This window comes from Amycolatopsis sp. NPDC004079 (genome assembly GCF_040610415.1).
Taxonomy (GTDB): Bacteria; Actinomycetota; Actinomycetes; order Mycobacteriales; family Pseudonocardiaceae; genus Amycolatopsis; species Amycolatopsis halotolerans.
This window is the reverse complement of the sequence record NZ_JBEXMH010000009.1, coordinates 95034-117016: the sequence shown is the minus strand read 5'-3', so window position 1 is coordinate 117016 and position 21983 is coordinate 95034. Positions and strand designations below refer to the sequence as shown.

Below are 21983 nucleotides of genomic sequence, written 5' to 3'. Positions count from 1 at the left end.
ACGCATGAGCGAAACCGCCGCGATGCAGGCAGAACTGGACGCGCTGGTCCGCGAGCAGGCTGACCGCCGGGCGCTGCGCGAGCAGAAGGCCGAGGAGGTCAAGGCGCAGTCCCAGGAGTACATGACGAAGCAGGCGCAGGCGGCCGAACGGTACGTCCAGCACCGGCGGGAGATGGGGAAGCGCAAGACCAAGTCCGGGTGGAGCACGGACCGGCCGAGCACCGAGCCGCCCTCGGCGTTCGATTCGGACGAGTTCGGCAACGAGCCCGGTTCGGCGTCCCCGTTCGCGGTGACTCCGAACCAGCCCGCCCCGCGAAGCGAGGCTCCGCGTCGCCCGGCGCGTCGCCCGCGTCCGGTGGAAGACGACGAGGACGACGACGCCTTCCTCAACAACCGTTGGCGCGATTGAGGTTCTGACCCGGGAGGGGCTTCGCGGCCCCTCCCGGCGGTCAGGCCCGCACCAGCATCTTCCCGACGTTCTCCCCGCGCAGCATCCCGATGAACGCGTCCACGATGCTGGAAAACCCTTCTGACACAGTCTCATTCACGAGCACCTGCCCGCTGCGGACGTGCGGGATCAGGAATTCCTCGAACTCCTCGCGCGCGTCGAGGTGATTTCGCACCAGAAACCCTTCGATGCGAAGGCTTTTCCCGACGACGTCGAACAAATTGTGCGGCGCACTCGGCGGCGTGCGCAGGCTGTTGTACTGCGCGACTGAACCGCACCAGGCCACCCGGCCGCGTTCGCGCAGGACATCGATCGCGGCGGCCAGGTGATCGCCGCCGACGTTGTCGAAGTACACGTCGATCCCGTCCGGAGCCGCTTTCGCGAGCAGGTCGGTGACTGGGCCGTCGTGATAGTTGAAGGCGGCGTCGAAACCGAGGTCGCGAGTCAGCCGCTCGACCTTCGCCGCGGATCCGGCGCTGCCGACGATCCGGCCCGCGCCGAGCAGCCGGGCGATCTGCCCGGCCGCGCTCCCCACCGCACCGGCTGCCGCCGAGATGAACACGTCGTCGCCCGGGCGCACTGGGGCGATCCGCGTGAGGCCGACGTACGCGGTGAGCCCGGTCCCGCCGAGAACACCGAGGTAGGCGCTCAGCGGAACGCCGTCCGCCGGGGTGATCGTGCGGACGTCGGCGGTGGTGACGACGGCGTGGGTCGCCCAGCCGTGCCGGTGGAACACCGTCGTGCCGACCGGCAGCGTCGGCTCCTTCGACTCGACGACCTCGCCGATCGTGCGCCCCTCCAGACCCGCGCCGAGCTCCCAGCCGCCCCATTCCATGAACTCGCGCATGTACGGATCGACGGACAGGTACCGGTTCTCCACCAGCACCTGGCCGTCCGCGAGCTTCGGCAGCGGCTGGGTGACGAACTCGAAGTCGGCGGCACTGGGCGCACCCTCGGGACGGCGGACCTGGCGAACGGCGGTCAGGGACACGGTATCTCCTTAATGAATGGCTCTGACCAGCAATTTAGGCGTGGTGAAGCCGTACGGGCAGACCTCCGGATCGATGGACCGCGCCAATCCATGAATCTCGCTCATGGTCGCGGCTAGGCTGGTCACATGGATGCTGTCGACCTCACGCCGGGCGAGCTGCGCCTGCTGCTCGCGGTGGAGCGCACCGGCAGCTTCACCGCCGCGGCCGCCGAACTGAGTCTCACCCAGTCCGCGGTCTCGCACGCCGTCCGGACCTGCGAACGCAAGGTCGGCGCCATCCTCTTCGACCGCGGCCGGACCGGCGCCCGCCCGACCGCCGCCGGGTCCCGCGCCCTCGTGCACGCCCGGCTGATCCTGCGCCAACTCGACGTTCTCCGCGCCGAAGCCCGGGGCGCGGCCGCCGGAACCCTCACCGGCCCGCTGCGCATCGCCGCTTTCCGCAGCGCGGCCGCGCATCTCCTGCCCGCGGCGCTGGAACGCTTGACTGCCAAGCATTCCGGCCTGAACCCGCAAGTCCTGATCGTCCCCGAACTGGGCCGCGGCACCGCGGGCGAGGTCGCCGACGGACGCGCGGACGTCGCCATCGCCACCCTCGGCGAGGACGAAACCCCGCCTGTTGGGCTGGTCGCCGGAGAATTGTTCCGGGAGCCGTATTTCCTGGTGAACCCCGCCGTCCAGCCCGATCCGCGCGGTCTGCCGCTGCTCGACTGGCCGGAAAACTGTTCCTCCTACACCCGGTCCTGGTGGGCCCGGCAGGATTGGCTGCCTTCGGCGAAAATGGAGGTCGCCGACGACGGGGTGGTGCTTTCCATGGTGGCGCAAGGGATTGGCATGGCGGTCCTGCCGAAGCTGACCCTCGCCGCCATCCCGCAGGGAGTCGCGGTCACCCCGATCACCGACCCGCCCACCCGGCGGATCGGGTACGTCGCGACTTACCTGGGCGCGCAGTCCCTCGCAGTACGCGAATTGGTACGCGAATTGCGGGCGGTCGCCGAGGTGCACGCAGTCAAGGAAAGCGTGCACTAGACCCGGGCTGATCCCTGACAAAGACCATCGTCCCCGGGAATTTGACAGTTCCCGCGCGCCCGAACGGAGGTTGTGCCTCCCCGCGCGGCGGTCAGACTGGAGGCACGCGGGACTCGTGCCCGCGGCAATGGCCCGTAGCTGGTCATTGGTCGAGCCCATGCCGGTAAACCGCCTGTTCGGTGCGTGGTTGCTGCTCGTCGTTCGTTCGGCCTCCCCGGCCAGGCGGGAGCGAAGGAGGACGGATGAGATTCGACGGAAAGGCATCCGCTGCGGTATTGGCGGCCGTCGTGGGGGTGGTGATGTCGTTGGCCGGGTCCGCGGCGCTGGCCACCAAGGCGGGTGCGCCGGCGTGTTCGCCGGGCACCACGGTGGCGACCGACGACGGCCCGGTGTGCGGGGTCTCGAGCGCGGAGATCAAGTCGTGGCAAGGGATTCGCTACGGCGCGCCGCCGGTCGGCGAGCTGCGCTGGGCAGCGCCGCAGCGGCCCGCGCACTGGACCGAGCCGTTCGCCGCGACCGAGGAGGGCAGCGAGTGCCCGCAGCCGCCCGGGACCGGTCCGGGGTCGGCTAACGAGGATTGCCTCAACCTGACCGTTCGCGTGCCGGCCAATGCGGGTCCCGGTCCGCTTCCGGTGATGGTGCAGATCCACGGCGGCGGATTCCTGCTGTGGAAGCCGACGGACGCGAGCCGTCTCGTGACGGCGGGGCACGTCATCAGCGTGGAGTTCAATTACCGGCTCGGGATTTTCGGCTTCCTGGCGCATGAATCGTTCGGTGCGCACGCGGGAAACTACGGCCTCCAAGACCAGCAAGCAGCGCTCCGTTGGGTGCAACGCAACATCGCGAAGTTCGGCGGAGACCCGCACAACGTCACCATCTACGGCGACTCCGCGGGCGGCTCGAGCGTCTGCGCGCACACCGCTTCGCCGACGTCGGCGGGGCTGTTCAAACGCGGGATCAGCCAAAGCGGCGAGTACAACTCTCTGCTCGGCGTCGACATCATCTGGCAAACGCAGGACTGCAAAGCAAACCTGCCCACTGAGAAACAAGCGCAGCAAAAGGGCGAACGGTTCGCCAAAGCGCTGGGTTGTTCCACCGCCGCCTGTCTGCGTGCGCTGCCCGCGGCGGCGGTCCTCAAACAGGCAGGCCAAGGGAGAAATCCAGACAACGGAACGGTGGCGCCGATCGTCGACGGCAAGACGCTGCCGATGTCGCCCGCCGAGGCTTTCGCTACCGGGCACGTCAATCACGTAAGCCTGATGCACGGCGTCGACCGCGACGAAACCCAGCTGCCGTTCGCCGAGACCGCGGCCGATTACGACAAATTCATGAAGCAACAGTACGGAAAGCACGCCGACGAGGTCCGTAAGACCTATCCGCTGAAGCGTTACCCCACGCCGGCCCCGTTCCTCGCCTACCGGACCGCCGTCGCCGACTCCAACTCGGTCTGCCCCGCACTGATCAACGACGAACGACTGTCGCGGCACATTCCGGTCTTCGCCTACCAGGTCGACGACACCGATATCCCGCCCCAGTTCTTCGTCGATCCCGCCAAGCCGAACGGCGCCTATCACGTCGCCGAATGGCTGCTGATGTTCCCGAACGGCGTTCAGCTCACGCCCAATCAGCAGGCGCTCGCCGATCAGCTTTTGACGCAGTGGTCCGGGTTCGCGCGCACCGGAAATCCCACTGTGGACGGGACTCCGCAATGGGATCCGTACACAAAGGACAATCCGGTGGTACTAGCGCTCAACGCCGCCGGGGACAGTCAGCTCACCACGGAAATCCCGCGCCAGCACCACTGCGCGGAACTCTGGGACCCGTTGACCCCCTTCAAGCACTGACCAGCCTTGCACGATCGGGCGCTTTACCCGGTCTCCAGTGGCAGCGCCAGCCGTCGCGGACAACCCTGAGTCGCGTTACCGGACGACACTTCGAAAAAGGAGCAGTTTCGTGAAGCGTGCACTCGGGGGCCTCGGGCTGGGGCTGGCACTGGTCTTCCTGTCCACCGCGACGGCCCAAGCCGCACCAGTGGACAGCCCGAGCGCCAACAGCGGCCTCGGCGGTGTCGGAGACCTAGTGGGCGGCTTGGCCGGTGGTGCGGGCACGCTCGGCTTCCTGCTGCCCTCGCCGAACGGTTCCGGCGCCAATTTCGTCGCCGGCCTGATGAACAACCCGGCGGGTGCGATCACCGGAACCCCGGACAGCATCCTGCCGTACGGCCTCCTCGACGGCGGCAAGCCGCAGCCGCTGCCCTCGAAGTGATCCGTGCCGGGTGCGCCGATCCGTTCGGCGCACCCGGCCTACTCTGAATTAGCTGTCGCGGCAAGGGAAACCTGACGGCACAGTAGCGATATTGGCTCACTGCAACGTTTTCCGAACTCTGCTGACAGTGCGAATTCCGCCGACTACTGTTGATGGTCCGTCGGGGGACGCGCTGGTCAAGCAGGGGGCGACGTGGGTACGGCTGACACCGATCTCGCGGACAGACCGGCGCGTTCGTTCCGTGCCGCGGTGTTGCTTCCGCGGTGGAAACTGTGGACCCAGCGGCCCGGTCTGATCGCCTACTGCCTCTTGATCGAGACCGCGGCGGTGGCCACGACCGCGACCGCCGTCTGCACCGAACACTTTTCCGGCCGGGATCTCCTCGTCTTCGGCCTGCTGGGCGGATGCGGGCTGCTGCAGGCCGAGCTGGGCCGCGAGGTCGAACGGCTTCGGCTCATCTCCGGCACCCCGCACATCAACCTGACTTCGGTGTGGAGCTTCGCCGGGGTGCTCGTGCTGCCGTCGGCCCTTGTCACGGGGCTTGTCGCGGTCCTCTACCTCTATCTGGCCACCCGAAGCCCTTATCGCGCCCGCCGTATCTCGGCGTTCCGCGTCGTATTCAATGCCGCACTGGTCATCGTCACCTGCCAAGCCGCCGACGCTGTCTTCGCCCGGACCGCCACCCCCAACCTCGACGAGGCCCTGCACGCCGGCTGGACCGGCTTCGGCAGTCTCGCCCTCACCGCCGCCGCCTACTTCGTCATCGCCGCCCTCATCACTGTCCCCGGGCTCGACGCCTCGGACCGCTCGCTGCGCACCCTTTTCGGCGGCTGGGGCGACAATCTGCTCGAAGCCGCGACCCTCTGCCTCGGCATCCTGACCGCGCTCGCCGTGACGACGATGGCCGAGCTGGCCCTCTGCATCCTGCCGCCGCTGCTCGTCATCCATCGTGCGGTCCTCGTGAAGCAGCTGGAAATCGCCGCGACCACCGACGAGAAGACCGGTCTCTTCAACACCACCGGCTGGCACACCCTGGCCGCCCGTGAGCTCGACCGGGCGCAGCGGGCGGGCTCCAGTTTCGGCGTGCTGATGGTGGATCTCGACCGCTTCAAACGGATCAACGACCAGCACGGGCACCTCAGCGGCGACGCCGTCCTGCGCGCCGTCGCCACCGCGATCACCGGCGCGGTGCGCGACTACGACTCCGTGGGCCGGTTCGGCGGCGAGGAGTTCGTGGTTCTGCTGACCGACACCCGTCAGCCAGCTGTCGGGGTCGTCGCCGAGCGCGTCCGCGAAGCCATCGAGCGGCTCGCCGTAGAGGTGCCCGACCTGAACGGCACGAAGACGATCGACGGGCTCTCTGCTTCGATCGGCATCGCGACCTATCCCGAGGCCGGTTCCGCCATCGATCACCTCGTCCACTCGGCCGACCAAGCGCTCTACAACGCGAAGAACACCGGCCGCAACAAGGTCGTCAGCAGCGCCGACCTCGGCTGACCGCATTGCCCTCGCCGTAAAAATGACATACGGTTCCGCCACTGACACATGATTCCGCAGAGGTGGCCGATGACCCAACGCGCACTGGTACTCGGGTGTGGCGGCACGCTCGGCTTCGCCTGGACCGCTGCCGCCGTCGCCGCGGTCGAGGACCAGCTGGGCTGGGACGCACGCGACGCCGACGTCCTGGTCGGCACGTCCGCGGGCGCGGAGATGGCGGCGTTGCTCGGCTCGGGCATCGGGGTCGGCGAGATCGTGGCCGCGCTGTGCGGGGAGCCTTCCGACGAGCGCGTCGCGCACCACCTCGCCCAGCATCCGGGCATGCTGCCGCCGTTGCCGACACCGGTTTGGCCTGGTCTCGGCCTCACCGCCGCAGCGCTGCGCGGCCGCGTCGACCTGCTGGCCGGGCTCGCCGGAGTGCTGCCGAGAGGGCGCGGCGACGCTGGATGGCTGCGCGATCTCGGCGCCGCGCTGGCCAACGCCGACGGCTGGGTCGACCATCCGCGGACGTGGCTCGTAGGGGCCGACATCCGCACGGGGGAGCGGGTCGCGTTCGGGAATTCGCACCGAACGGATCTCGGCACCGCCATAGCCGCGTCCTGGGCTATTCCGGGATGGTTCCCGCCGGTCGCCGTCAACGGCCGCAAGTACGTCGACGGCGGCACTGTCTCGCCGACGTCCGCCGATCTCGTCCTCCCGACCGGCGTCGAGGAGGTCGTGCTCATCCCGCCGATGTCCACCTCCGGCGGCGCACGGGGGCGCGGCTTCGCCCGGGTCGAACGGCTCGCCCGGCACGCGATGACAAGACGCGTCGACGCCGAGGTCAAGCAACTCCGCGCCGCTGGCATCCGGGTGCTCCGGATTGAACCGGGCCAGGCCGAACTGGACGTCATGGGCCCGAATTTCATGGACCTGCGCCGTCGAGCCGACGTGCTCCGCGCCTGCCGCACCCTGACCCCAGCGCGCGTCCGCGCCGCCATCGAGCAAGGAGCGACCCGATGAACTACCCCAAAATCAACCTCGACGGCGCGTCCGTCGCGATCACCGGCGGCGGTGCCGGGATCGGCCGCGCGGTCGCCAAGTTGTTCGCCAGCAAGGGAGCCCGCGTCGCGATCGGCGACCTCAACAAGGCGGCCGCCGAGGAGACCGCCGAGATGATCGGCGGCACCGCCCACCATCTCGACGTCGCCGACCGCGACTCGTTCGAGTCCTTCGTCGCCGCGGCCGAGAAGGCCCACGGACCGTTGCACGTGCTGGTGAACAACGCCGGCCTCATGCCGAACGGCGGGTTCCTCGAACTCTCCGACGCCACCGACCGGCTGCAGATCGACGTCAACCTCGGCGGCGTCCTCAACGGCCTGAAACTGGCGCTGCCCGGCATGGCCGAACGCGGTTTCGGCCACGTCGTCAACGTCGCCTCGCTGGCGGGCAAGTTCCCGGTCAAGGGGCTGGCCGTCTACAACGCGACCAAATTCGCCGTCGTGGGACTGACGGCCGCGACCCGCCTGGAGTTCGCGGACGCGGGCGTCAGCATCACCGCCGTGCTGCCGTCAGCCGTCGACACCGCGCTCGCCTCGGGCCTGGACATGCGGCCGATTCCGAAGGTGCAGCCGGAAGACGTCGCCAGGGCGGTCGTCGATTCGGTGCACAACCGCCGCGCCGAAATCGCCGTCCCCGGCTACGTCGGCGTGCTCGCCGCGGCCGCGGGAATCACCCCGGAGCCGGTCCTCAACCGCATCCGGCGGCTGGTCCGCGACGACCGCGCGCTGCACTCGGACCGCCCGGAACGCACGGAGTACCGGGCGAATCTCGAGGCACAGCAAGGATCCCGGCGGTAGTCAGGCGACCAGGCGCAGCCAAGCCGCCGCGTGCCCGGCCGGAGTCGGATGGACGCCGTCCGCGGCCAATGCTCCAGCCGGATCTGCCGTGCGCGCTACAGCATCACCATGCTGGATCCGGCTGTCCTCACCCGGGTTGCCGGTGCCGAAAAGCCGGTAGAGCTGCAGCCGGTGCCCAGCATCTGCGCGCGGCCTTGCGCCGCGCTGGTGCGTTCATCGAAACCACGCCGATGGCTTATCTGCGGCGAGTCCGCCTCGACCACGCGCGAGCGGAGTCGCGCGCTGTCCCTGGGCAGACGACTGTCACGCGGGTCGCGGCGCGATGGGGGTATACGCGGCCTAGCGCTTTTACCGCGCACTATCGGGCTGCGTATGAGGAGCTTCCCTCGCAGACCCTGCACGGTGATTTTCGCTCCGCGGCCGCAGCGGAGTCCTAGGCTTCGTCGAAGACTTGTTCCGCCTCAACGGTTATCGCAGCACCTCAGTCGCGACTGTGGGGCGGCCGGAGATTCCCGGTCGCCCCACAGTCGGAAGAAGCTGGGTCAGGGGTGGTAGATCTCCTTGACCTGGGCGATCTGGTCGTCGCCGCTCACCAGGATCTGGGCCAGCGCCGGGGTTCCGCCGGCGAGGGTGCGGCGCAGCTGGTCGGCGTCGCAGCGGAAGGTGCCGAGGCCGTCTTCGCCGACGGTGGCCTGGTTGTCGTTCTGGCACAGCGTGGCCGCACTCCACACGATGGCCCGCTCGGCCAGCGGGAGACGGTAGGTCTTGGTGTCGCCCGCGACCGGCACGTACTCGCCCTGGCCCTGCGGCCGGACGAGCTGGAAAGTGGCCATGTTGACGCTGGCGTCGAAGCCGGTGAACTGCACGGTCTGGGTGGTGTTCGGGAACCGGCGAGGCTGCGGCGCCGTCCCCTTGCCGCTGCCGGAGGGCCGGGTCTCGATCGTGTAGTCGGTGCGGCCGTCCTTGCCGCAGACGCTGCCCTGGGGGTTGGCCTGGTCGCCGGATCCGGCGCAGGTCCAGTGGCCGAAGATGTCGAGCACGCGGTGGCCGGGGCCTTCGCCCTTGGCCGGGATCTCCTGGTAGTACTCGGTGATCACCTTGAAGGCGTCGTTGCAGCCCGGGTTGGTGCCGCTGGTCGCGGACACGGCGATCACGTCCATCTGCGGACCGCCGGGCGGGGTGACCTGCTTGCCTTCCAGCTTGCTGCAGTTGACGTCGCCGTTCTCGTCGGTGCTGCCCTTGCCGGTCGCCTTGCTGGAGCCCCCGGACCCACCGGTGGCCGCACCCGGCGCGGACTGCTGGACGGCGGCGTTGTTCACCGGCGACCCGTTCCCAGCGGTGTTCCCGCTGCAGGCGGAAAGAAGCGCGGTGGCGGCGATCGCCCCGCCGATCATCGCCATCTTGACCGTCTTCTTCGCGGTGAATCCCATCTCCGGCGTCCCCTCTAGCGGCAATTGGTGAAGCTTTGCCCGAGAAGACGCCAGGCGGTCATGGAGGTTGTGCCGGTCGGCCGCCACCACGCAACGCTGCCCGAACGGACGGCCGCATACGACCGGGAAGGCACGGCTCCGGTCAGACGAGCAACCGGGAAGTCAGCCCGCACACCTTGTTCCGGCAGCGCTCTCGCCTGCCGCCGGAACTAGGTGGGAGGTATTGCCACACAGGGGTTTTCAGGCCGCCCACGACAGCGCCGCGATGGCAGTCACGCGGATTCCGCTAGCTCTTCCCGGCTCACCGCCTGCCGCACCAGCGCACCGATCCGCGCCTCCGCTTCCGCCGTCACGTCGGCCAGCGCGAAGCCCGCCGCCCACATCGGGCCGTCGTCCAGCGCGGCCAGGTCGCTGAACCCGAGGGTCGCATAGCGCGCCTTGAACTTCTCCGCGCTCTGGAAGAAGCAGACCACCTTGCCGTCCAGCGCGTAGGCGGGCATCCCGTACCAAAGCTTCGGCTCAAGAACCGGCGCGCTGGCCTTGACGACGGCATGGACCCGCTCGGCCATGATCCGATCCGACGGCTGCATCTCGGCGATCTTCGCGAGCACGTCCCGCTCCGCCTGCGCCGCCTTGTCCGCCCGCGAACCGCCGCGTCTCGCAGCCCGCAGTTCCTTGGCATGGTCCTTCATCGCGGCGCGCTCTTCGGCGGTGAAGCCCTCATGCGTTGTGCCCATAGCCGGTGTCCTTTCGAGAATTTCAGCATCGGCACGCACCGTGCCGATCGAGAATGATGATGGACTCGACCCCCGCTGGTTGTCAACGGCACGCAACGTGCCGATAAGATGACGACATGGCCGACCAGCCCGCCGCACCGCGACGCAGAGGCGCCGCCCGCACCGACGAACTGCTTCAAACGACCCTCGACCTGGCCGCGGAGGTCGGCTACGCGGGCTTGAACATCGAAGCGGTCGCCCGCCGGGCCGGAGTCGGCAAACACACGATCTACCGCCGCTGGCCGTCCATGTCGGCACTTCTGCTGGACGCGCTGAGCCGCGTATGGACCACGGACCTGGACTACCGCGACACCGGCGACGTCCGAGCAGACCTGCGCGAGCAATTCCTGCGTTCCGGCCCCGCGCTCTCCGGCCCGCCAGTCGGCCCCGTCTACCGGGGGCTGATCGCCGAGGCGCAATCCGATCCCGCCCTGCGAGCGACCCTGCACGAACGATTCCTGCTCACCGTGGAGAGGCGCACGCTCGAACGGATCACCCGTGCGCAGCACACCGGAGAACTGGTGGAAAACGCGAACCTGGAATTCGCGGCCGAGGTGCTGTGCGGCACGTTGTACTACCGCCATCTGCTGTCGACCCGCGTGGTCGACGAAGGCACCATCGACCAGCTGCTGGACATGTTCATGGCCGCGTACGGAACTGCCGGTCGGGCGAGCGGGCCCGCGGTCTGACCTGCAGCCGCTGGATGCCGGGCGACCCCGTACGGCTTCTCCTCGAACCGAGCGTGCCAGTTCCGTCATCGGCCGAGGTCCGCCGTGTCCGTGGTCTACCATGGAAACGGTAAGGAGTCCTAACTTCAAGGCGGAGCGCATGACCGGATCGCACGGCGAGGCCGACCTGGATCGGAGGGTGGCCGACGCCATCGAACGGCTCGGAAACGGTCTGCGGTCGCTCTCGCAGCGCAGCGCCCGCGGCCACGGCTTGTCGCCGTTGCAGCAGCAGGCTGTGCTGGCGTTGTCCCGGCAGCCCGAGGCCCGGTGCGAGGTGAACGCGCTCGCCGCGGAGTTCGACGTCACCACGCCGACGATGTCCGACGCGGTCGGCGCGCTGGAGCGCAAGGAACTGCTCACGCGGTCCCCGATCCCGGACGGCCGCCGTCGGCGGCTCGTCTTGACCGCCCGAGGCGAGGAGGTCGCCCGTGAACTGGCGGCGTGGGACGAGCAGGTGGTGACCTCGCTGGGAAAGCTGCCCACGAGCGACCGGGCGACGACCCTGCACACCCTCCTCCAGGTCATCGCGGACCTGCAACGCCAGGGCGTGGTGAGTGTCGCGCGTACGTGCACCACCTGTCGCTTCTTCAGTCCCGACAAGCACTCTGACCCGTCGGCGCCGCATCATTGCGAGCTGCTGCGGACACCGTTGCCGCTGACCGATTTGCGCACCGACTGCCCGGAGCATCAGCCAGCGGCGTAGTGCTCAGAGCGCGCCAATCGCCTCGCAAGCCTTGCGGACTCCGGCGCCGTAAGCGGGGTCTGCCCGGCTGCAGTTCGCGATGTGCTTCTCGACGGTTTCCGTTCGCGCACCCTTGATCGCGCGCGCGGTGTTGTCGAAGAGGGCCTGCTGTTGCGTCTCAGTCATGCGTCGGAACAGGTCGCCTGGCTGCTCGAAATAGTTGTCGTCGTCCTCGCGGTAGTCGAACCGGTCGGCAACCGCTCCGACGGCGGACGCGGGCTCGGCGTGCTGTGGCTGTTCCGTCCAGCGGCCGAAGTTGTTCGGCTCGACGCCCGGGACGCCGCCCTGGTTGCCGTCGACGCGCATGGCTCCGTCGCGGTGGTAGGTGTTCACGAGCGTGGCTGCGCGCGGATAGTTGACCGGGATCTGGTGGTGGTTCACGCCGACCCGGTAGCGGGTCGCGTCGCCGTAGGAGAACAGCCGACCCTGCAGCATTTTGTCCGGGCTGACCGAGATTCCCGGCACCAGGTTGGCCGGGGTGAACGCGGCCTGCTCGACGTCGGCGAAGTAGTTCTCCGGATTCCGGTTCAGTTCGAGTTCGCCGACCTCGACGAGCGGGTAGTCCTTCTTGCTCCACACCTTGGTGAGGTCGAACGGGTGGAACCGGTAGGTCGCCGCGTCCGCCTCCGGCATGAGCTGCACATACAGCGTCCACTTAGGATAGTCGCCGCGCTCGACGGCGTCGTAGAGGTCGCGGTGGTGCGATTCGCGGTCCCGGCCGATGAGTTCGGTGGCCTGCTCGTCGCTGAGGTTCTCGATCCCTTGCTGGGTACGGAAATGGAATTTCACCCAGTGGCGTTCGCCTGCGGCGTTGATGAGGCTGAAGGTGTGCGAACCGAAGCCGTGCATGTGCCGGTAGGTCTTCGGGATGCCGCGGTCGCTCATCACGATGGTGACCTGGTGCAGCGACTCCGGCAGGTTCGTCCAGAAACCCCAGTTGTTCTCGGGATTCCGCAGGTTCGTCCGCGGGTCCCGCTTGACCGCGCGGTTCAGGTCGGGGAATTTCAGCGGGTCGCGGTGGAAGAAGACCGGGGTGTTGTTGCCGACCAGGTCCCAGTTGCCTTGCGTGGTGTAGAAGCGTGCGGCGAATCCGCGGATGTCGCGTTCGGCGTCGGCGGCACCGCGTTCCCCGGCGACCGTGGAGAAGCGCACGAATGTCTCGCACTCGTTGCCGACCTGGCCGAAGAGCGCGGCTTTCGTGTACCGGCTGATGTCGTGCGTGACGGTGAACTTCCCGAAGGCACCGGACCCCTTGGCGTGCATCCGCCGTTCTGGGATCACCTCGCGGTCGAAGTGGGCGAGCTTCTCGAGCAGCCAGAGGTCTTGGAGCAGCACGGGACCGCGCGGACCCGCGGTGAGGCTGTTCTGGTTGTCGGCGACTGGTGCGCCGGCCGCGGTGGTCAACGGATCGGTGTTGTCGGCGGAGGTCATTGCTTCTCTCTTGCTCTCGAGAACGGATAGGTAGGACTCCTAGCGATATTGTGGCATGCTGTCGATGCAGGCACAAGGAAGGCCTTGGCCCCAAGGAAGGCAGCACATGAGATGAACGCTCCCGCCATACCCGGCTACACCCATGACGATCCCGCGCTCCCGGCGTCCCCGGTCACCGCGGAAGACCTCGAAAAACTGAAGGCGACAGTCCTTTTCGGACCGGACGACGAGGCCGCGTTGCGCACGGCCGGCGAAGTCCTCAATGGACAGATCGAGCAGGTCCTCGACGTCTGGTACGGCTTCGTGGGCTCGCATCCGCATCTGCTCGCGTACTTCTCCACGCCGTCCGGCGAGCCGATAGCCGACTATCTCGGCCGGGTGCGGTCGCGGTTCGGACAGTGGATCGTCGACCAGGCCGACTCGGTGCCGCACATCCCGTTGCGCTACCTGATCGCGTTCAGCTACCCGATCAGCGTCACGATCCGCCCGTTCCTCGCCGCGGGCGGGCACAGCGAGGAGCAGGACGAGGCGATGTTCCAGGCCTGGTTCAACCACGACCCGGTGGTCCACCAGCGATCCGCTGACGCTGGCCGGTCTGGAGGCGTTCCTGTCCGAGTACAAGATCAGGTTCCCGGCCGGGTTCGACGCGCACCGCGGCAGTGATCCGACGCCGATCACCTTCGGCCGGTACGGAATGCGGGGCACACCGTCCCCGATACTCATCGACCGCGACGGCAAACTCCGAGGCCGCCTGCACGGTCGACACCTGCACCTGAGGTTCGCACTCCTCGGTGCGCTCGCAAAACAACTCCACCTTTACCTCTGACAGGAGCACTAACCCCGATGTCTCGAGTGACCTTGATCGACCCCCAGGACGCCACCGGCGACGCGAAGTCCCTCTTGTCCGAAATCACCGCGGCATTCGGCACCACCCCGGCCATGTTCAAAGCCGTCGCCAATTCCTCCGCCGCGCTCAAGATGATGTGGGGCGGCTTCGGCGCGCTCGGCGGCGGACGGCTGGGCGCCAAGCTCGGAGAACAGATCGCGGTGCTGGTCGCCGACCGCAACGGCTGCGAGTACTGCCTGGCGGCCCACACCGCACTCGGCCGGAAAGCCGGGGTCTCCGCCGAGCACATGAGCCACGCCCAGGCCGGCCACTCCGCTGATCCGCGCACCGACGCCGCGCTCGGTTTCGCGGCCAAGCTGGTGGAAAACCGCGCCCACGTAACCGACTCCGATGTGGAAACCCTGCGCAAGGCAGGCTTCGACGACGAAGAGATCGTGGAGCTGGTAGCGCACGTCGCGCTCAACCTCTTCACCAACTACCTCAACGTCGCGCTGTCGGTTCCCGTCGACTTCCCGAAGATCGCACTGCGCAAGGCCAACTGATCCGGAGCGGGCGGCAGGTCGAGGGCCTGCCGCCCGCATCGACTGGAAGGAAATGTCCGTGTCGTTAGTTTTCCTTGGCCCGCTGCCCGAGAAGACGCGATGAGCGTCGGACACGTCGCGGTCGTCTCCACCGGTGCCGTGCGACCGATGTCCTGGCGCGGCCGCACAGTACTGTCCGGCATCCAGAAAACCCCAGTGCGCGGTCCGATCGACGTCGGTCCGCTCGGCCTGGCACACGATGAGCAAGGCGACCGGAAAAACCACGGCGGTCCCGACAAGGCAGTTCTCCTTTATCCGGGCGAGCATTACCAGGCCTGGGCCGGAGTCCTGGGCACTGTCGACCCGCCCGCGTTCGGCGAAAACCTCACCACTGCGGGGATCCTGGAAGACGATGTCGTGGTGGGCTCGATCTACCTCGTCGGCACCGTCGCGCTGCAGGTGACTCAGCCGCGGCGGCCCTGCTACCGACTCGCCGCCCACCACAGCCTTCCGGACCTAGCCGTCCAAATCCAGCGCACCGGCCGCACCGGCATCTACTGCCGGGTCGCACACCCGGGCAAGGTGGCTCCGGGCGACCGGCTCGACCTGGTTCTCCGCCCAGCGCACGGAATCACTGTCGCCGAAGTGCACCGCGTGCTCAACATTGACCGCACCGACCGGGCCGCCGCCGAACATCTCCTCAAACATCCCGAGGTACTACCCGCTTCCTGGTCGGCGCTGCTGCGCAAACGCCTCGCCGGGCACCTCGACGACCAATCGACTCGCTTGTACGGCAGTCGAGATTAGGCGTCCGCACTCGATGTCTGCCGTCGCCCGCTCCGGGACGGTCGGTGGTTCGCCCGGCCGGGCCCAGCGGCCCCGACCTGGCGACTCTGGTGGAGGCGGGCATCCCGCGCTCAGGAGACCAGCTCCGCTACTCCCGACGTGTCAAGGGCGAAGTGCACACCGTCCGCGTGCTTGAGGACGGCCAGTTGCAACTGGCGAACGGCTGGCGCTTTCTTTCCGCGACACCTCGTGTCGTGGTCGCGGCACGCGGAAACGAACGTTCTTGTGCGGAAGCTACCCCCAGCGGATCACCGAGCTGGTTGGAGCGCCGGTATTCGAACCCGTGCTGTATCCCGGGGTCTCGCAGTGCGGATGATCGGCGCGGCCGTCGTAGCTCGGGGGCTCTGCCCGGGCGTTGCGCCGTGATCGAACCGCTCAAGACTCTGCTCAAGGCTTTGCTTTGCCACTGGGCGGGTTCTGGCCAAGAGAGGGGTTGGTGACCGCTTCCGGAGTCTGGCTCGGTTGTGCCAGTGGGACGCCGAGCCAGGTCTGCAGTGCTTTGTCCAGCGAGCCCGGGTCGGGTTCGCCCGCCCAGGCAACGTAACCGTCGGGTCGTACGAACAGGGCCGCCGGAGCGTCGTCGGTCAGCGGGGCCGTGGTGATCGTCCGCATGCGGTCGCGGTAGGGGGCAGCGAACTCGTGCAGCGCACCGGAGGGGTCCAGCAGGAGCGCTTTGCCGTCGTGCATGTGGTCGGCGAGCCGGGATCCGTCAGCCAGCGCGTAGTCGGGTGTGCTGGCTCCGGCCAGCGGATGGCCGCCGGAAAGGTCGTATCGCTGCCAGACGCCCGAGATCTTCTTCGCGAGGTACGTGGTGCCATCCACGGTCCGTGCCAAGTCGGCGACCACCTCGCGCAGCGCACGGGCATGGGGCTCCGGGCGCATCACCGCGATCTGGGCACGCGTCCAGTTCAGCACCCAGGCACCGAGGGGATGCCGCTCCGCGGTGTAGGTGTCCAGCAGCCCGTCCGGCGCCGTCCCCCGCACAGTGGCGGCGAGCTTCCAGCCGAGGTTCATCGCGTCGCCCACACTCAGGTTGAGCCCTTGCCCGCCGAACGGAGGGTGCACATGGGCCGCGTCGCCGGCGAGCAGCACTCGCCCCTGCCGGTAGGTCGTGGCCTGACGGGTGTTGTCGGTGAACCGGGTCAGGCTCGTGATCCCGGTGACCGTGGCGTCGGCGCCGGTCACGTGGCGAATGGCTGCCTGCAGGTCCTCGGCGGTCGCTGGGGTGTCGCGGTCGGCCGGTGCGCCGTCGAACGCGACCGTGGTGATCCGCCCGCGCGGCGGGTCGTTGAGGTAGACGCCGGTGTCGGTCGCGTGCCAGCCGACACCAAGGCCCTCCACGCCGACGATATCGGCGATCCCGTGGTAGCCGGTGATTTCCGGGTCGGTGCCGGGGAAGTCGAACCTGGCGAGCTTGCGCACGGTGCTGCGGCCGCCGTCGCAGCCGACGAGCCATCCGCACTGGATCGGCCCCTGATCGGTCGCGACCGTCACTCCTTCGTCGTCCTGCTCGAAACCAGTCACTGCCACCCCGCGGCGAACTTCCACGCCGAGCCTGGCAGCGCGGTCCGCGAGGATCGCCTCGACCTGCTTCTGGTGGACCAGGGCGACCAGGTCCGGGGGACAGAGCCCAGCCAGGTCCGGGTCGGACTCTTCCAGCATCTCGTCGCTGAGCATGATCGCCGCGAAATGTCCGGAGAACCTGGGCAGCGCGCTCGTGCCGTCCGGACGCCGGGTGGAAAGGTAGGAGACGGTCCACTCCGTCTCCTGCTGGGCTTTCCGCAGCGCGGGAAGCAGGCCGCGCCGGTAGAACGCCTCGATATTGGGCCGGTTCAGGGTTCCTGCCTTGAGGATCGGATCGACCTCGGTCAACCGTTCCAGCACGATGACCGAGGCGCCGCCGGCCCGCAACTCGCCGGCCAGCATCAGCCCCGCGGGGCCGGCCCCGGCGACCACCACGTCGCAGTCGACCGGACGCCCGGCCGCGTGGGATCGCGAGGAAGCGGTGGATGGTGTGGTCATGGCGTACCTCCGCACTGGATCGGGTGGCCAAGTCGTCAGGACCTGGCCTGGGCCTCCGACTGGCGAGCGGTCTCGCTCAACCGCTGGACGATCGGTCGAATCACGTGCATCGCCAACCGAAGCGAGGCGTCGTCCTCGGGGGAGAGCGTTGCGAGTAACTCCGTCAGGCGGTCATGGCGCTCGCGGAGACGGTCGGCCACCAGGGTGCGACCGGCGTCGCTGAGCGCGATGAGCGACGCCCTCCCGTCCTGGGGATCCCTGACCCGCGCCACCAGCCCCTGCCGCTCCAGGCGCTGCACCAACTGGCTCGTCGAGGGCTGGCTGGCACCTACCGCCTCAGCCAGTGCGGTCAGCCGGGTCGGGCCGTCCCGGTAGAGCCTGCCCAGGCACGTGATCGCGGGGAACGTCAGGCTTCCGTGGTCGTTCAGGTGCCGGATCATCAGGTGGATGACCTCGTCGAAAGCCTCCGTGACGTCATCCCGCCCGTGGTCGCGCTCGCTCTCGCCCATAGCCAATTTATATCACTAGATTATGTAACGGGCTAGCGACTCAAGGGTCGGCACTGCCCTTTAGGTCCGTTTTATCTTGATATAGACTGGATTTTGGTTGCCCGAGCCTTCTCGCCGATCGGGACAGGTTAGATAACATTCATATGTAATGAAGCGCGGCCGATGTCTGATGCCGTTGCGGATCGGTTCAGCGCGGCCTGGGCGGCCTCGCGGAAGGCGGCCACCAAGTGCGCGGTCTCCCCGTCGCGGGTGGCGAGCACCACCTGGCAGGGCTCGAAGCCGTGCAGCGGGATCGAGGTCAGGTCCGGGCGGGTGCGGTCGGCACGCAGCCCGGCGGGCACGATGGCGACGACCTGCCCGGAGGCGATCAGTTCGAACGAGTCCTCGAGGTGGCCGATCAGCGGGCCGTCGGGTGCCGGCGTGCCGTCCGGCCGGGGGTCCAGCCGCCAGTACGCGTCCCACTCCGCATCGGGCAGCCTCGGCATGGGCTCGGTCGCGATGTCGTCGAGGGTGACTGATTCCCGGCCGGCCAGCCGGTGGTCCCCGGCCACGAGCAGCACCCGGGGCTCCTCGTGCAGGACGGTGACGCGCAGCCCGTCAGTGGCGAACGGCAGTCGCGTCACGACGGCGTCCACCCGGTGGCCGAACAGGGCCGTCCGCACCTCGGACAGCTCCAGGTGCACGGTGTGCACCTCGGCCTCGGGGTGGTGGTGGCGCAGTCGCCGCACTGCCGGCGTGATGATCAGCCCGCGCGTGTGGCCAACGGTGACCCGGCTGGGCGCCGCGGCCGCACGGGCCTCCGCCGCGGCCGTTGCGGCGACGGCGAGCAATTGCCTGGCGTGGGGAAGGAACGCGGCTCCGGCGAGGGTAAGGCGGGTGCCCTGCCGGTCGCGATCGAGCAGCCGGGCGCCGACGCGCTGCTCAAGGGTCCGGATCTGGCGGCTCAGGCTCGGCTGTGTGACGTGCAGCAGTGCCGCGGCGCGGCCGAAGTGCTGCTGCTCGGCGACCATCGCGAAGTAGCGGACCAGCCGGAGGTCGAACTCGGCCGGTGGCAGCGCGTTGGTCGAGTGCACAACACCCAAGGTAGCCCGCTCGCCGGGCCGTGATGCCTGAAACGCGTCATGGGATGCGAAACAAGCCTTGGACGCCCTCCTCGGCAGCGGGGGAGTGTTAGTGCGGAGCGCGAGAACCGCTTAAGCAGAGCCAATGTGGGAGTGTCATCATGATCGAGTACCACGAGACTGTCGTGGTCGGTGGGGGTTTCGGCGGCATCTGCGCTGCGCACGACCTGCTGGCCGAGGGTCGCGACGACTTCGTCATTCTTGAGCGTGCCGCGGAACTGGGCGGGGTGTGGCGGGACAACCGCTACCCCAATGCGGCCTGCGACGTCCCAGCCCATTTTTACAGTCTCTCGGCCGCTCCGAACCCGGCGTGGACGCGCAGCTACGCGCCGTGGGACGAGATTCTCGCCTATATCAACACGGTGGCCGACGATCTGGGGATCCGGGACCGCGTCCGGTTCAACACCACGCTGGTGTCAGCGAGCTGGGAAGAACCCGCGGGCGTATGGAACCTGCGCACCGCCGAGGGAGGATCGCTGTCGTGCCGGTTCCTGATCGTGGCGAGCGGTTCGCTCAGCACTCCTCGCATTCCTGACCTTCCGGGCCGCGAGACGTTTCGCGGCGAGGTGATCCACACGGCGCAATGGGACGACCGAATCTCCCTGGCAGGCCGACGCGTGGTGGTCGTCGGTGCGAGCGCCAGTGCCGCGCAGGTTCTCCCCTGCGCCGTCGACGTGGCCGACAGCGTGCTGGCAGTGATCCGCACCCCGCCCTACGTCATGCCGAAGGACGAACAGGTCTACGACCTCGAGGCGCAGGCACGGTTCCGGGACGAACCGGCGCGGATGGACGCCATCCGTTCGGCGGCCGAGCACAGGTTCAACGTCGAGGCGGAGACACAGGCGGTCATGGACGAGGCCAAACTTGCCAAGCTCGAAGGACAGTGGCGGAGCTACCTGGAGTCGGAAATCCGCGACGCGGGCCTGCGCGAGCTCCTGACGCCGTCGTACCGGTTCGGCTGCCGCCGGCCGGTCATGTCCAGTGCGTTCTATCCCGCCCTCGCCGACCGCAAGACCACCGTCTGGTCGGCAGAGATCTCGGCGTTGACCGCGACCGGCGTCGTGACCGGCGACGGGCGCGCCTGGGACGCCGACGTGGTCGTTCTCGCGACCGGCTTCACCGCGACCGCCATGTTCGCCGGGATCGAGTTCCGCGGTGAATCCGCGCGCTCGTTGAAGTCGGATGCGTGGCGCGAATCGCCACACGCCTACAAGGGCACTGTCGTCGCGGGGTTTCCCAACCTCTTCCTCGTGACCGGGCCGCACACCCAGGCGAGCGGGTCGATCATCGCGGTCATCGAGGCGCAGATGAAGATGATCATGCACTACATCCGGCTGGTCGACGAGAACGGCGCTGCCTCCGTCCAACCGTCGCAGCGGGCTCAGCGGGACTTCAACACCTGGGTCGACGGTGCAATGGCTGACTCTGTCTGGGAGGCCGGTGCGTGCCACAGCTGGTACCGCCAGGGCATGACGGGCAAAGTGGTGACCAAATGGCCCGGAAACCTCGCGAGCTTCCAGAAAATGACCAGCACGCTCGATCTTGACGACCTCGTGCTGAAGCCCGGCGCGGCAGGGTCTCAAGCCCTGTCGGCCACCGGGAAGCGGGTCAGTTCCTGCGCCGAATCGGCGTCGGCCGTGTGGTGCGCGAAGTAGGTCACCGCCAGACCAACCTCGTGGCGAACCGGTTCACCGGTTGACCGATCACAGCGGCTACCCGACGCTCTCCGCGTGGACGCAGGAGATCTCTTCGAGCTTCTGCGCGCCTTCCTGGCGACCGGCCAGCCGCGCACCCTGCCGACGAAGAACATGTGCTCCGCATCGGCGTAGCGCGCGGCAATTTCGTCTTCCGCGGAGAGGATTTCGTCGGTGCGGGCGGGCAAGACCAACGCTAATCCCATGTTGGTGAAGGATTTGGTGGCTGGCGTGATGATTTTTGAGTGGCTCGGTGAGGAAAGGAACTTCCGCAGCTGCCGCGTTTTCGTGAGGCTGTTTTAGTTCGTCAATAAAGGAGACTCATGAGACAGCTAATTCGATTCGGCTCCGTGGTCATGGTGGCCGCGTGCCCAGCCTTCACCGCGGGCCCGGCAGGAGCCGAGGCCGCGGGAATGCACGATGACGCGGCCGTGACGTCCGCGGTGGAAAAAGCGGTCGCGTCGGCAGGTCAGGAACCGGCCGTGCCGTCGTCCGGCCGGGTGGCATTGCGGGACGGGATGGTCACGGTCGCCGGTCAGGCTGCGGGATCGGTACGGATGACCCTGCCTGGCGGTACGGACAAGAAAGCGGTTTCGTTATCCGCGGGGCGATCGGTCACCCGTGACGCGGGACGTGGATACGCGGTTGCTGCGGAGTCGGTCAGAGACGGTGCGCGAGGGCTTGTGGTGCTGAAGGACGCGTCGGCGCCGGAACGCTTCGATTTCACCTTTGACCTGCCGAAGGGCGTATCGCTGAGCCCGCGTGCCGGCGGCCGGGTCGCGATCGTCATGAAGAAGGGGGCTGGAACGCTGGAACTGGGGGACATCGCTGCCCCGTGGGCTCGCGACGCGACGGGCACGGCCCTTCCCACCCGCTACGAGGTCTCCGGTTCCACGGTCACCCAGATTGTCGACCACCGCGGAGCACGGTATCCGGTTGTCGCCGACCCGAAGCTCACCTACGGGCGTGGCGTCTATCTGAACCTGTGGGGCTGGGAAGGCAACGCGATCGGTGCCGCGCTCGGCGCCCTCATCGGTGCAGGCGGATTCGTCGGCTGCAATGTGGCAAATGTGACCGGCATCGCGGGTACTGTGGTGAAAATTATCTGCAACGCGGGTGCTTCGAAGAATGCGGTGGGCATTCTCAAGAATCTAGGGGCGCGTAATTTGGTCCCCAAATGGTGTTACCAGAATCTCATTCTGCCAACGTCGGGTGGTTGGCGGCCTGTCGACGCGTCGAATTGCCGGTAGC

General features: G+C 68.1%; 22 protein-coding genes. 15 read left to right on the top strand and 7 right to left on the bottom strand.

Annotated features, from left to right (window positions below):
- Window positions 1–4 precede the first annotated feature (4 nt).
- A complete protein-coding gene (locus ABZX37_RS12670) occupies window positions 5–409 on the top strand; it encodes a hypothetical protein (RefSeq protein WP_354738868.1) in 405 nt (134 codons plus the stop codon).
- Between the two features lie 40 nt (window positions 410–449).
- Here the strand turns inward: ABZX37_RS12670 and ABZX37_RS12665 are convergent, their stop codons facing one another.
- Window positions 450–1439 carry an NADP-dependent oxidoreductase gene (locus ABZX37_RS12665; RefSeq protein ID WP_354738866.1) on the bottom strand — a complete coding sequence of 330 codons (990 nt, stop codon included), beginning with the start codon at window positions 1437–1439 and terminating at the stop codon, window positions 450–452.
- A gap of 126 nt (window positions 1440–1565) precedes the next feature.
- On the opposite strand from ABZX37_RS12665, the gene ABZX37_RS12660 reads away from it, so the two are divergent.
- The 7 genes from ABZX37_RS12660 to ABZX37_RS12630 all read left to right on the top strand — a co-directional run bounded on the left by ABZX37_RS12660 (window position 1566) and on the right by ABZX37_RS12630 (window position 8502).
- A complete protein-coding gene (locus ABZX37_RS12660) occupies window positions 1566–2465 on the top strand; it encodes a LysR family transcriptional regulator (protein ID WP_354738864.1) in 900 nt (299 codons plus the stop codon).
- A 242-nt stretch (window positions 2466–2707) separates the two neighbouring features.
- The gene (locus ABZX37_RS12655; protein WP_354738862.1) at window positions 2708–4309 is read left to right on the top strand and encodes a carboxylesterase family protein; all 1602 of its coding nucleotides are present in this window, start codon (window positions 2708–2710) and stop codon (window positions 4307–4309) included.
- Between the two features lie 109 nt (window positions 4310–4418).
- The gene (locus ABZX37_RS12650; protein WP_354738861.1) at window positions 4419–4730 is read left to right on the top strand and encodes a hypothetical protein; all 312 of its coding nucleotides are present in this window, start codon (window positions 4419–4421) and stop codon (window positions 4728–4730) included.
- 192 nt (window positions 4731–4922) lie between these two features.
- Entirely contained in the window at window positions 4923–6227 is a 1305-nt protein-coding gene (locus ABZX37_RS12645; RefSeq protein WP_354738860.1) for a GGDEF domain-containing protein, read from the top strand.
- Between the two features lie 69 nt (window positions 6228–6296).
- Complete coding sequence (locus ABZX37_RS12640) at window positions 6297–7229, top strand: patatin-like phospholipase family protein (RefSeq protein WP_354738859.1); 933 nt, start codon at window positions 6297–6299, stop codon at window positions 7227–7229.
- Complete coding sequence (locus tag ABZX37_RS12635) at window positions 7226–8065, top strand: SDR family oxidoreductase (protein ID WP_354738858.1); 840 nt, start codon at window positions 7226–7228, stop codon at window positions 8063–8065. Before ABZX37_RS12640 ends, ABZX37_RS12635 begins: the two co-directional genes overlap by 4 nt.
- Before the next feature lie 68 nt (window positions 8066–8133).
- Entirely contained in the window at window positions 8134–8502 is a 369-nt protein-coding gene (locus ABZX37_RS12630; protein WP_354738857.1) for a helix-turn-helix domain-containing protein, read from the top strand.
- A 105-nt stretch (window positions 8503–8607) separates the two neighbouring features.
- On the opposite strand, the gene ABZX37_RS12625 is transcribed toward ABZX37_RS12630, so the two are convergent.
- Both ABZX37_RS12625 and ABZX37_RS12620 read right to left on the bottom strand, forming a co-directional pair.
- Window positions 8608–9495, bottom strand: a complete 888-nt coding sequence (locus ABZX37_RS12625; protein WP_354738856.1) for a hypothetical protein — start codon at window positions 9493–9495, stop codon at window positions 8608–8610.
- A 272-nt stretch (window positions 9496–9767) separates the two neighbouring features.
- The gene (locus ABZX37_RS12620) at window positions 9768–10232 is read right to left on the bottom strand and encodes a DUF1801 domain-containing protein (RefSeq protein ID WP_354738854.1); all 465 of its coding nucleotides are present in this window, start codon (window positions 10230–10232) and stop codon (window positions 9768–9770) included.
- A 116-nt stretch (window positions 10233–10348) separates the two neighbouring features.
- On the opposite strand from ABZX37_RS12620, the gene ABZX37_RS12615 reads away from it, so the two are divergent.
- Window positions 10349–10960 carry a TetR/AcrR family transcriptional regulator gene (locus ABZX37_RS12615; protein WP_354738852.1) on the top strand — a complete coding sequence of 204 codons (612 nt, stop codon included), beginning with the start codon at window positions 10349–10351 and terminating at the stop codon, window positions 10958–10960.
- A gap of 139 nt (window positions 10961–11099) precedes the next feature.
- Window positions 11100–11702, top strand: coding sequence for a MarR family winged helix-turn-helix transcriptional regulator (locus ABZX37_RS12610; protein WP_354738850.1), 603 nt, complete (start codon window positions 11100–11102; stop codon window positions 11700–11702).
- 3 nt (window positions 11703–11705) lie between these two features.
- On the opposite strand, the gene ABZX37_RS12605 is transcribed toward ABZX37_RS12610, so the two are convergent.
- A complete protein-coding gene (locus tag ABZX37_RS12605; protein ID WP_354738848.1) occupies window positions 11706–13172 on the bottom strand; it encodes a catalase in 1467 nt (488 codons plus the stop codon).
- Between the two features lie 111 nt (window positions 13173–13283).
- Between ABZX37_RS12605 and ABZX37_RS12600 the strand changes: the two genes are divergently transcribed.
- The 3 genes from ABZX37_RS12600 (at window position 13284) to ABZX37_RS12590 (ending at window position 15347) form a co-directional block, all read left to right on the top strand.
- The gene (locus ABZX37_RS12600; protein ID WP_354738846.1) at window positions 13284–13835 is read left to right on the top strand and encodes a protoglobin domain-containing protein; all 552 of its coding nucleotides are present in this window, start codon (window positions 13284–13286) and stop codon (window positions 13833–13835) included.
- A gap of 180 nt (window positions 13836–14015) precedes the next feature.
- Complete coding sequence (locus ABZX37_RS12595; protein WP_354738844.1) at window positions 14016–14561, top strand: peroxidase-related enzyme; 546 nt, start codon at window positions 14016–14018, stop codon at window positions 14559–14561.
- Window positions 14562–14660: 99 nt separating this feature from the next.
- Window positions 14661–15347, top strand: coding sequence for an MOSC domain-containing protein (locus ABZX37_RS12590; RefSeq protein ID WP_354738842.1), 687 nt, complete (start codon window positions 14661–14663; stop codon window positions 15345–15347).
- Between the two features lie 426 nt (window positions 15348–15773).
- Here ABZX37_RS12590 and ABZX37_RS12585 read toward each other — a convergent pair whose 3' ends face one another.
- The 3 genes from ABZX37_RS12585 to ABZX37_RS12575 all read right to left on the bottom strand — a co-directional run bounded on the left by ABZX37_RS12585 (window position 15774) and on the right by ABZX37_RS12575 (window position 18990).
- On the bottom strand, window positions 15774–17408 hold the full coding sequence (locus tag ABZX37_RS12585; protein WP_354738841.1) for an FAD-dependent monooxygenase: 1635 nt from the start codon (window positions 17406–17408) through the stop codon (window positions 15774–15776).
- A gap of 35 nt (window positions 17409–17443) precedes the next feature.
- Complete coding sequence (locus ABZX37_RS12580; protein ID WP_354738839.1) at window positions 17444–17917, bottom strand: MarR family transcriptional regulator; 474 nt, start codon at window positions 17915–17917, stop codon at window positions 17444–17446.
- A gap of 128 nt (window positions 17918–18045) precedes the next feature.
- Window positions 18046–18990, bottom strand: a complete 945-nt coding sequence (locus ABZX37_RS12575) for a LysR family transcriptional regulator (RefSeq protein WP_354738837.1) — start codon at window positions 18988–18990, stop codon at window positions 18046–18048.
- Between the two features lie 149 nt (window positions 18991–19139).
- Between ABZX37_RS12575 and ABZX37_RS12570 the strand changes: the two genes are divergently transcribed.
- A complete protein-coding gene (locus ABZX37_RS12570; RefSeq protein WP_354738835.1) occupies window positions 19140–20693 on the top strand; it encodes an NAD(P)/FAD-dependent oxidoreductase in 1554 nt (517 codons plus the stop codon).
- 362 nt (window positions 20694–21055) lie between these two features.
- Window positions 21056–21982, top strand: a complete 927-nt coding sequence (locus tag ABZX37_RS12565) for a hypothetical protein (protein WP_354738833.1) — start codon at window positions 21056–21058, stop codon at window positions 21980–21982.
- The last annotated feature ends 1 nt before the right edge of the window (window position 21983 follow it).

Coding starts and splice junctions, on each gene's coding strand:
- ABZX37_RS12580 (WP_354738839.1), bottom strand. CDS start 17,917: ATGGGCGAGAGCGAGCGCGACCACGGGCGGGATGACGTCACGGAGGCT.
- ABZX37_RS12570 (WP_354738835.1), top strand. CDS start 19,140: ATGATCGAGTACCACGAGACTGTCGTGGTCGGTGGGGGTTTCGGCGGC.
- ABZX37_RS12605 (WP_354738848.1), bottom strand. CDS start 13,172: ATGACCTCCGCCGACAACACCGATCCGTTGACCACCGCGGCCGGCGCA.
- ABZX37_RS12595 (WP_354738844.1), top strand. CDS start 14,016: ATGTCTCGAGTGACCTTGATCGACCCCCAGGACGCCACCGGCGACGCG.
- ABZX37_RS12620 (WP_354738854.1), bottom strand. CDS start 10,232: ATGGGCACAACGCATGAGGGCTTCACCGCCGAAGAGCGCGCCGCGATG.
- ABZX37_RS12640 (WP_354738859.1), top strand. CDS start 6,297: ATGACCCAACGCGCACTGGTACTCGGGTGTGGCGGCACGCTCGGCTTC.
- ABZX37_RS12655 (WP_354738862.1), top strand. CDS start 2,708: ATGAGATTCGACGGAAAGGCATCCGCTGCGGTATTGGCGGCCGTCGTG.
- ABZX37_RS12630 (WP_354738857.1), top strand. CDS start 8,134: ATGCTCCAGCCGGATCTGCCGTGCGCGCTACAGCATCACCATGCTGGA.
- ABZX37_RS12600 (WP_354738846.1), top strand. CDS start 13,284: ATGAACGCTCCCGCCATACCCGGCTACACCCATGACGATCCCGCGCTC.
- ABZX37_RS12635 (WP_354738858.1), top strand. CDS start 7,226: ATGAACTACCCCAAAATCAACCTCGACGGCGCGTCCGTCGCGATCACC.
- ABZX37_RS12660 (WP_354738864.1), top strand. CDS start 1,566: ATGGATGCTGTCGACCTCACGCCGGGCGAGCTGCGCCTGCTGCTCGCG.
- ABZX37_RS12610 (WP_354738850.1), top strand. CDS start 11,100: ATGACCGGATCGCACGGCGAGGCCGACCTGGATCGGAGGGTGGCCGAC.
- ABZX37_RS12585 (WP_354738841.1), bottom strand. CDS start 17,408: ATGACCACACCATCCACCGCTTCCTCGCGATCCCACGCGGCCGGGCGT.
- ABZX37_RS12590 (WP_354738842.1), top strand. CDS start 14,661: ATGAGCGTCGGACACGTCGCGGTCGTCTCCACCGGTGCCGTGCGACCG.
- ABZX37_RS12565 (WP_354738833.1), top strand. CDS start 21,056: ATGAGACAGCTAATTCGATTCGGCTCCGTGGTCATGGTGGCCGCGTGC.
- ABZX37_RS12670 (WP_354738868.1), top strand. CDS start 5: ATGAGCGAAACCGCCGCGATGCAGGCAGAACTGGACGCGCTGGTCCGC.
- ABZX37_RS12615 (WP_354738852.1), top strand. CDS start 10,349: ATGGCCGACCAGCCCGCCGCACCGCGACGCAGAGGCGCCGCCCGCACC.
- ABZX37_RS12625 (WP_354738856.1), bottom strand. CDS start 9,495: ATGGGATTCACCGCGAAGAAGACGGTCAAGATGGCGATGATCGGCGGG.